The sequence below is a fragment of the Solidesulfovibrio alcoholivorans DSM 5433 genome, from assembly GCF_000702665.1.
Classification (GTDB): Bacteria; Desulfobacterota; Desulfovibrionia; order Desulfovibrionales; family Desulfovibrionaceae; genus Solidesulfovibrio; species Solidesulfovibrio alcoholivorans.
The window spans coordinates 127211-136470 of the sequence record NZ_JNJA01000011.1; the positions used below are offsets into that span (position 1 = coordinate 127211).

Consider the following 9260-nt stretch of genomic DNA (forward strand, 5'->3'; position numbering starts at 1 on the left):
CATCCGGGTCGCGTGTTATGAAACTTCTCGTCTACTGCGATGATCCCGGAACCGGCGGTACGGCGGTCAATGCCGTCCTGCTGGCCGAAGGGCTCGCTTCATCGACGTGCCAAACCGCTCTGGCCTGCGGCTATCCCGCGAACCCGTACGTCCTTGCCGGCGTGCGCTGCCTGCCGCTTCCCCACGATGTCCTGGCGGGCCAGGACAAAACCCGACGCAACCATAGCGAGCCCCAGGCGCTTTTTTGGGCGGAACGTCCAGATCTCGTGCTGTTTTGCGACAGCGAACCCGAGTCGAGCCTCGCGGCCAAGGCGGTCTGCGCCGGTTGGGGCATTCCCTATGTCGTCCTCGTCAACTTCGTGCCGCCCGAGTTCGCTTCCGCGCCGCCTGAGCTGCTCGCGCAGGTTGCCCGGGCCAATGGTGCCGCCGCCGCCGTGATCGCCGTTTCAAGGGAAAACCTCTCCCGTTTGCACGCCTTTTGCGGCGCGCCGGCTTCCCGTTCCCACGTCATTGCCAACGGTTGCGCCGACGCGTTTTTCCTGCCGCCGGAAGCCGCCCGCCGCGACAGCTTGCGCCAGGCCCTGGGACTTGCTCCGGACGACGTATTCTGCGTGACGACCGGCCGCTACGAACCGCGCAAGGGATACCAGTACCTGTTGCAGGCCGCGGCGATCCTGGCCGCCGCGCCCGGGGGGCAGCGCCTGCGCTATGCCTGGCTCGGCCACGACAGCGGCGGCGGCCGCGAGGCCCTGGCGCACCAGGTCGCCGGTCGCGGCCTGGACGCGCGCGTCCTCCTGACGGGCCAACGGCACGATGTGGCGGATTGGTTGACCGCAGCGGATATTTTCGTCTTGCCCTCCGAAGCGGAAGGCATGCCGCTTTGCATCAACGAGGCCATGGCCCGCGGCGTGCCGGTCGTGGCCACAGCCGTCGGCGGCATACCGGAACAACTCGGCGCGGCCGGCGTGCTGCTTCCCGACCCCGCAAGCGGGGCCGGTGCCGTCGTCGACGCCCTGGTCAGGAACCTGGCGTGGCTGGCGGGCGATGCGGAAAACCGGTTGCGCCTGGGAAACGCGGGACGTCGGCGGGCGCTTTCCCGCTTCACCGCGCGGGCGATGCTCGACGCCTACCGTCGCCTGATCGCTTCGTGCCTTCCGGCCGCGCCGCCGCGTTATCCGGATGCGGCGACCTTCTGCCCGGCCAACGGCGTGCGTCCGGGCGTGGACATCCTTCTTGGCGACGAAGCGCAGGCCGTCGAATGGCTCCAGGAAGGGTGGAGCCACGGAGAAGGGGAAGGCCGCTGGACTGAGGGCCGCCGTGCGCGGCTGGCATGCGTGTTTCCCGCCGGCGAGGCGCAAACCTGGGTCCTGCGCATCGAAGGCAAGCCGTTTGTGGGGGATGCGGCGGCGCCGCTTTGCCTGCGGCTTTTCCTGGGCGAACGCGAGCTGGGCGTGTGGCGCTGGCCGCCGTTGCCGGATCGGGATTTTTGTTTCGAGTTTCTTCTGACGACCGGGCAGCCCCTCCCGGCCCGCCGGGACCTGGTGTTCGACATCACCGGCGCGTCCTCCCCCTGTTCGCGAGGGATTTCCGATGATACAAGATCGCTTGGCCTCTGGATCACCTGCATTCGCTTTGACAGGCTGTCCTGATGCCGCGGTGGGCAGGCGATGTTGGGGTTTGGGGAGTAACGGAACAGAATAGATCGTGAGTTGCGCCCGATATGATTATCGTTGCTGGAGCCAGACGTAAAACCACCCGATTAAAAATGCCTTGGCGGGCTAGCGCCCCTTCGAAGGGACACAGCCAGCTGCCAATAGATGAGATATTTCATAGGCCATAACTGATCGGCCCACCCTTGATCCCCATCAGCGCAAAAGCGTTTCCCGGATCAGCCCTTCCATGGCCGGGGCGTAGACCGCGCCGCCGGCGTCGCTCATGTGCCCGTCGTAGGGCACGCAGTACCAGGAGCGGACCGTGGCGGCATCCGCGTCCGCCGGCAGGCGGGGGCGCATGAACGTCACGTGCAGGCTCGGGTCCTTTTCCATCAGGCGCTTGGTCTTGGCCTCGTCGGGCTGGACCGTCATGTCCTCGTAGGTCGGGTGCTGCACGACGAGCACGGGCTTGCCCGGAAAAAGCGCGCGGATCGCCGTCAGGTAGCGCAGGGCGGAATCCACCTGCTCGGCGTCGGTCATGGTCTTGCGCGTGCCGGCGCTCTGGTAGAGCTCGGGATTGCGCAGGTGGTGCAGGTCCACGGGTTTGCCGCGCGCCAGCATGAGCCCGTAGGGGTAGAGCGAATGCCACAGCTGGCCGCGCAGGTAGTCCGCGACGACCAGCTTCTTGATTTCCTTGACCTTGTCCTTGTCCATGGCTAGCCTGGGCGGGATGCTCAGCTGGAAGGAATGGCGGCAGGTGGGGTTGGCGAAGGAGACCGGCGGCTGTTCGCAGGACATGGACAGTTCCGCGGTCTCGTCCGGGCCGGGACCCAGGCGCAGGGGCACCGTGCCGGAGACAAGCCGGCGCGCCTCGGCCTTGTACGGATTGTCCGTGGTGAACGGGCAGTTGTTGCAGCGGGGAAAGTCCGCGCCGATGAAGTTGACCACGACCATGTCCGGGTCGAGGGTCGCGGCCTTTTGCGCCAGCTCGTAGAAGTTGTCGAACCCGGCGGAATAAAGCCCGAAATTGTAGACCCGAAAGGCGTCCACGCCGAGCTTCTCCTTGAGCGCCGTATCCTTGTCGAGCAGGTCCTCCAGGCGGTCGGGCCAGGGATTCTGCATCTGTAGCGCGGCGGTGAACGAGTCGCCGACGATAGCGATGCGGTATTCCTTGCCGTCGCGCTTGCGGAAATAGTCTTTTTGGGAAATCAGCCCGACGTTGTTGCTGTGGTACTTGGAATAGAAGGCGACGCCGGAGTCTTTGCCGAAAATGTAGTAATACAGGGTCCTGTTGGGCTTTTCCCAGCCGATGACCGGTTCGTCGCCCGGACCTTTTGCGTCAGGCTCCACGTAGTTCGCGTGGATCTGGTAATTCCCGTCCAGGTACTTGTGCTGCATGTAGAGGCGCACGCCTATTTCGAACAGCACGTAGCCCACGCACAGCGACAGGCACACCAAAAGAACGTTCGGCAGAATACGGCGAAGCATGCATTGCCCTTCTTGCGGATCGGATATGTTGCGTTCCGGCCTACTCGGTGAGGCTCACCGTGGAGTGGCCCTTGACGAGCATGGCCCAGAAGTTCTTGAGATCGTCGAGGAGAAGCGCCGGCGAGGCGAGGTTGCGCTTGAGGCGCCACCACAGGTAGCCCGGGCGCAGGTAGTAGGCCAGGTAGCCTTTCTTGCGCCAGTGGCGGATGCGCTCGTGGGTCAGGCCGTCGGGCACGTAGGTCGGCCAGACCTTCCAGAAGTCCTCGCCGTATTCGAACTCGATGTAGCGGTCCATGAAATCGGCCGGGATCTTGCCTTCCTCGATGGCGATGTCCCACAGGCGCGAGCCGGGCATGGGCACGGCCGGCTTGAGCCCGACCTGGGTCAGCGTGCGCGCGCCGTGCCGCTTGAGGCGCACCGGGAAATAGCAGGTGGCCTTGAGCTCCTCCTCGGTCTCGGTCGGGTGGCCGAGCACGAAGGAGCCTTCCACTTCCAGGTCGAACTTGTCGAGCACCTTGAAAGCGTCGAAAATCTGGGCGTCGGTGAGCTTCTTGCCCACGATCTTGCGCCGCACCCGCTCGTCGCCGGACTCGATGCCCACGAAGAACGTGCGGCAGCCCGCGCGCGTCATGTACTCGAGCACCTCCTCGTCCACCTGGTCCAGACGCAGGCTGCCGGCGCTCCAGCGGATCTTCCTGCCCCAGTCGAGGATCGCCTGGCAGTTGGCGATGACGCGCCGGCGCGAGAGCGTGAAGCTCTCGTCCATGAACTCGTAATAGCCGCCGAAGTCGTCGTAGTGCGCGGCGAGCTCGGCCACGAGGTTTTCCGGGGAGCGGTAGCGCACCCGCTTGGACATGAACGAGCGTGAGCAGAACACGCAGGAAAACGGGCAACCCCGGGTGGCGAGCGTGGGGTAGCGCGTGAGCCCGATCTGGCGGTAGCGCGGCAGCGGCGTCAGGTCGTAGGCCGGCCAGGGCACGTCGTCGAGCTTTTCCACAAGTTCCCCGACGAAGCGCCCCCGGACCTTTTCGCCGCCGAGCACTTGCGCCGCGAGCTTGGGGAAGGTGATGTCCCCGTCGCCGACCACGGAGAAGTCGATCTCGTGGTGACGGTCCAGGAACGTGGGGTCGTTGGAGACGTGGTAGCCGCCGAGCGCGATGGAGACCGTGTCGCCGAAGCGCGCGCGGATGGCGCGGGCGAAGCGCATGGTGTTGTGCATCTGCGGCGAGACCGCGGAGATGCCGACCAGGGGGATGCGCTCGCGCTTAATGATGTCGCAGACCGCGTCCGTGGACAGCGGCTCGATGCCGAGGTCGAGGATGGTGGGCGCAAACCCGGCCAGTCGCAGCGAGGCGGCCAGGTAGTTGAGCCCCACGGGCGGGTAATACTGGAAGCCGCGCGCGATTTCGCCGTACTTGATGGAGGAATTGATAAGCAGGATGTCTGGCATGGACCGCTCCTTCGTGGGCTTGCGGCGGCGCTGCGTCGCACGCGCGCGGCGCAAAAGGCGGCGTGACGGTGCCACAGCGGCGTGGCGTTGTCCATCGGCGAAGCCGCGCCGCGTGTCGCGTCCCGCAATACATACGGCAGTCTTTTTCAAGAAAGAAAAAGCATTCAGGGGTATTGCCCGCCAACAAGCGGACGCTTTCCCTGCGGCGCGCCGCTAGCGCGCGAAGCGGACGGCCACGTCGTGGTCGCCGGCGGGCACGGGCACGGCCACGGTCGCCGCCGGACCGGGCACGGCGGCCGTTTCCCGGCCGTCCACCGTCGCGCGCCAGTAGGGATGCCAGGGCAGGGCGAACACGGCCTGTCCCGGCGACCCGGCGCGGATGCGCGCAAACGCCAGGCGCATGCCCACGGTCGCGGGCTCGGGCTGCGCCTGGGGCAGGACCGAAAGCGGCGCAGCGGAAACGGAAACAAGCGTTGCCGACGCCCCGGGCTCTGCGGGATGGAGCTCGTAGCCCGCGCCCTCGGCTCCGGGTGCGGCCGCCGGGTCCACGGCATAGGGCAGGTCCACGGTATGCGTTCCCGGGCCGAGCAGCACGGACGTACGCCTTTTCCCGCCCTTCAGCACAAGATCCGTCGGCCCGGTGCAGGAAACGGTCATGCGCACGCGAAGCAACGTCGCGCCGGACGCGGCCAGTTCCTTCGCGCCGTAGAGCTCGCCGTAGGGCTTCAGGCGAAAGCGCGCAAGAAGCCCCAGGTAGCGCCGCGCCGCCGCGCGCGTGCTTCCGGGTTCGGGGTCGGGCAGGAAAAAGACCTGGCCCCGGTAGGCGTCGTTGGCGAAAAGCGCGATGCGGCCCGCAAACGCGGCCAGCTCCGGCGCGTCGAGCCGGCGCAGGCCGTAGGCCGGGACGGCGAGGACGTTATCTTGAAATGCCGCGTCGTCGCGGGCAAGGACGTACTTGACCCCCCACAAGGCGAGGACCTCGGGCGGAATCTGGTGCAGGTAGGTCGGCGGCGCGGCCGGATCGCGCAGGGCGGCGGTAAAAAGCGCGCCCGGCAGGGGCAGCATGGTGCGCGGCGTCTTGCGCAAAAGGTCCAGGCTCTGGGGAAAGAGGTCCAGGGCCTGCACGTTGGCCACGGTGAAGGCCGGCTCGGGGTCGTCGCGCAAGAACGCGCCCAGGGCGGCCTCGGACGCGCCCGGGCCGTCGGCGGGCACCTTTTCCGCGTTCCCGTCCCTCAGGCGGAAGGCGTCGTAAATGTCGTCCTGGTAGAAGTTGTACGGCTCGCGGGGCAGGTGGCCGGCGTCGTCGATGGTGACGAGGCGCTCATAGGCCGGATCGGCGAGGGTCTTTTCCAGCGGATTCATGCGCGCGGTCAGGGCGAATCGCGGCCGCAGCTCGCCCAGGCCGGAGAAATCCGGCCCCAGGGGCACGATGCGGTAGGCGAAGGGATCGACCATGTAGCGGCCGGTGAAGCCCAGGCGCGCGTCCCGGGGCAGGGGCAGGCCCACGGACGTCCCCTTGGGCAGGTGGTCCGCGACCCAGGCGTGGGCCGTCTGGCGCGTGGAAGGGCCGCAGAGGTAGGCGAGCACGTTTTTTTGCTGCCAAAGCGTCGCCCCGACCAGCGTAAGCACGCCGGCCAGGCACGCCAGGCGCAGCGCCGGCCGGTTCGCGGCAGCGTCCAGGAGGCGGCCCAGAAGCAGCGCCACCAGAGCCAGGGCGAGCACCGCCTGGGAATAGTAATAGTAGGTGAGATTTAAGACCACGAGGTTGTGGGCGACCTTCCAGAGATAGAGGAAATTGAGGGCAAAAAGCAGCAGCAGGAGCGACGTCGCCGTGACCCGGCCGCGCGTGGCGAGCACGCGCCAGACGGCATAGAGGCAGGCCGGGATGACCAGAGCGTTCAGCGCCGGGCCGTAAAAAGGCTCGAAGTGGCGGATGCGGAAGAAAAACGTGGGCAAAAAGCCCTTGGCCACGGCCGTGGTCTCGGGAATGGCCGTGTAGCGGAAGATGAAATCCAGGAAGATGGCCGGGTTTTCCAGAAAGCGGACGTTGCCCAGGCAAAAGGCGGCCACGGACGCGAGCGCGGCCTTGGCGACGACAAGCGCATGGGCTTTGGTGAAAAGCGGCTGGCCGCGTCGCCGCCAGCAGGCGGCCAGGGCCGGCGGAAAAAGAAAGACCGCCGTGGCCAGGGTGAATTTCATGGAAAAGGCCAGCCCGAGCAGGACCGCGGCGGCGTAGAGGTTGCGGTTGCGCGCCGAGCGCGCGAATTCCAGCAGGTTGAGGACGACCAGGAGCGTCAATGTCAGCACCACGCCGTCGGGCTTGAGGCGCAGTTCGAAGGCCGTGGCGTAGGGCATGGCCGCAACCAGCCAGACCGCGACCGTGCCGGCGGCCTCGCCCGCGAAATTGCGGCCGATCCAGTAGAGCGAAAGCGGCAGCAAGAGCAGGATGCACAGCTTGTAGACGGCGAAGACCTGCCAGATCTTGAGCAGCTCGTCCGGGTAGGAGACGTAGAAATACTTGTCCGGCGAGAGTTTGATGATGCCGAGCGCCGACGCCGCCCACATGACGGGCTTGGCGGCATGCAGCAGCGGCCCGCCGAAGTTGGTGGCGATGCTGAAGGTGTCCTTGACCGGCCCGAAGAGCCCGAGCGCGTGGCCGATGGAAACCTGCGCGTCGTCCTCGTAGGTGTTGACCGGGATGAACTTGGAGGTGTTGAGGACGTAGCCTTGGGGGTCGTCCACGCCGCGCATGTGGCAGATGGCCGTGAAATGGACCAGGAAAAAGACGAGCAGCGCCGCCAGGGCCAGGCGCGACACGCCGAGGTCGAGGCCGGGGCTGCGTTTTTTCATGGCGTGTCCGTCTCCGCCTCGCGTCTCTTCATGGCGATGCAGAACTTGTAGGCCATGGTCGGCCAGGGGAAGACGAAGGCGGCGTTGCGGAAGATTTCCTGCTCGGCGATGGCAAGGCCCGACACAGCGTCGAGCACAGCGAGCAGCGCCTCGCGGGAGCGGATCTCGCGCCCCTCGTCGTAGTCCAGGAAAAACTTCTCGAGCCAACCGGGGTTTGCGGACGGCGCGTAGTCGATGACCACCAGCCGGCCGTCGGCAGCAAGGAGCGTGGCCGCCTTTTCAAGCAGCGGCACGAGCTTGTCCGTCGGCACGTGGTGGCACACGCCGCTGACCAGGATGAAGTCGAAGCGCTCGTCTGCCGCCACCTGCAAGTCATGGAGGTCCATGCAGACGAAACGCATGTGCGCGCGGCCGGCATGGGTTTTTTTCGCGTGGGCGATGGCCTCGGGGTCGATGTCCACGCCGAGGAAGGCGCACGGCGCGTCGGCGAAATGACGGCTGTCGAGCCCGAGCGAACAGCCGATCTCGAGCACGCGTTTCTGGCCGTGGTAGTGCTTGCGGATGTGGCGGCCACGGTCGAAATAGCCGCAGGCCAGATACTGGAAGGCCAGCCAGAGCCGGGGGAAACGCGATTGGAGCGGCCGTTTGGCCGGGGGCGTGGTCATTTACGTGGGGTCCTTGGGGGTGCCGCCCGGCAGGGTCGTTTCCTCGAGCACCACCCAGGAGCGCTGGCGCGAGGTGTTGGCCCGCACACGCGCGACCATGAAGGCGACGATGCCGATGAAAAAGGCCATGACGCCGAGCGAAAAGAGTTGCAGCAGGATGATGGTGGTCACGCCTGTGGGGTCGATGAGCTTCAGCAGTCGAAGGATCGTCACCAACGCCCCGGCGAGCCCGGCGAAAAGCGTCAGCGCCGCGCCGCTGGCGAAGAGCAGTTGCAGCGGCAGGTTGGAGTAGAGGAAAAAGGCGCGCACGGACAGGCGCACGAGGCCGGTAAAGGCCACGCGCGAGGTGCCTGCGGCGCGCGCCTGCCTTTCCAGCGGCACGCCCTTCTGGCGGAAGCCGACAAAGGCGCGCAGGCCCGGGAAATAGGGGTCGGCGTCGGCGTTATCCACGATGATGCGGCACACGGGCAGGCGGATGACCGAAAAGGTGCCGGCGTTGCGGGGAATGGGAAAATGCGCGCCGAGCGAGAGCAGGCGGTAGAAAAGCGGCGCGCCGTGGCGCATGAGCGCGCCGTCGTGGCGTTCGCTGCGCACGGCGTACGCGACGTCCTGGTCCGTTGCGGCGTCAAGGAGCGCGCGGAAATCCTCGGGCGGGTCCTGCAAATCGCCGTCGATGACGCCGACGAAGTCCGCGCCGCGTTCTTCGGCCAGGGCGCAGGCTGCTTCGCAGCCGGCGAGCACGGCGGGCTGGTGGCCGAAATTGCGCGACAGGCGCACCAGGCGCACCGGCGCGGGAAAAGTCGCGGCATGCCGCGCGACGCACGTCACGGTGGCGTCGGAAGACCCGTCGTCCACGACCACGAGCCCGGCCAGGCCGATGTCCGCGGCCGCGGCGGCCAGGCGGTCCATGAAGGCCGGGACGTTCTGCTCTTCGTTGTAAAAAGGCACGACGACCACAAGGGACATGATCGGGGCGGTATCCTTGGCGAAAGGTTGCGGAAACGCCGCGACCATACGGGGAGGGCGCGGGCATTTCAAGGGCCAAGGGCAGGCGCGAAAAGGGGTCGTCTCAGAAAACGGAAAAAATCGTACGCTAAGCCTGGGCTGAGGCTGGCACCCAGCGGTACAGCGTCGGAATGGACACACCGAGGTTCT

The 9260-nt window shown here is 66.7% G+C and carries 6 protein-coding genes; 1 reads left to right on the plus strand and 5 read right to left on the minus strand.

The features are described 5' to 3' along the window. Positions 1–17 precede the first annotated feature (17 nt). Positions 18–1649 carry a glycosyltransferase family 4 protein gene (locus Q368_RS0117190; protein ID WP_029460277.1) on the plus strand — a complete coding sequence of 544 codons (1632 nt, stop codon included), beginning with the start codon at positions 18–20 and terminating at the stop codon, positions 1647–1649. Between the two features lie 216 nt (positions 1650–1865). On the opposite strand, the gene Q368_RS0117195 is transcribed toward Q368_RS0117190, so the two are convergent. The 5 genes from Q368_RS0117195 to Q368_RS0117215 all read right to left on the minus strand — a co-directional run bounded on the left by Q368_RS0117195 (position 1866) and on the right by Q368_RS0117215 (position 9071). Continuing rightward, on the minus strand, positions 1866–3140 hold the full coding sequence (locus Q368_RS0117195; RefSeq protein WP_029460278.1) for an SGNH/GDSL hydrolase family protein: 1275 nt from the start codon (positions 3138–3140) through the stop codon (positions 1866–1868). Between the two features lie 40 nt (positions 3141–3180). Beyond that, positions 3181–4590, minus strand: a complete 1410-nt coding sequence (locus Q368_RS0117200) for a B12-binding domain-containing radical SAM protein (protein WP_029460279.1) — start codon at positions 4588–4590, stop codon at positions 3181–3183. 213 nt (positions 4591–4803) lie between these two features. Continuing rightward, positions 4804–7440 (minus strand): glycosyltransferase family 39 protein, encoded by a 2637-nt coding sequence (locus Q368_RS0117205; protein ID WP_029460280.1) that lies wholly within the window; start codon positions 7438–7440, stop codon positions 4804–4806. Further along, a complete protein-coding gene (locus Q368_RS24090; protein WP_029460281.1) occupies positions 7437–8105 on the minus strand; it encodes a class I SAM-dependent methyltransferase in 669 nt (222 codons plus the stop codon). The genes Q368_RS0117205 and Q368_RS24090 overlap by 4 nt, the downstream gene beginning before the upstream one ends. Continuing rightward, on the minus strand, positions 8106–9071 hold the full coding sequence (locus Q368_RS0117215; RefSeq protein WP_052360254.1) for a glycosyltransferase family 2 protein: 966 nt from the start codon (positions 9069–9071) through the stop codon (positions 8106–8108). It lies immediately after the preceding gene. Positions 9072–9260 lie beyond the last annotated feature (189 nt).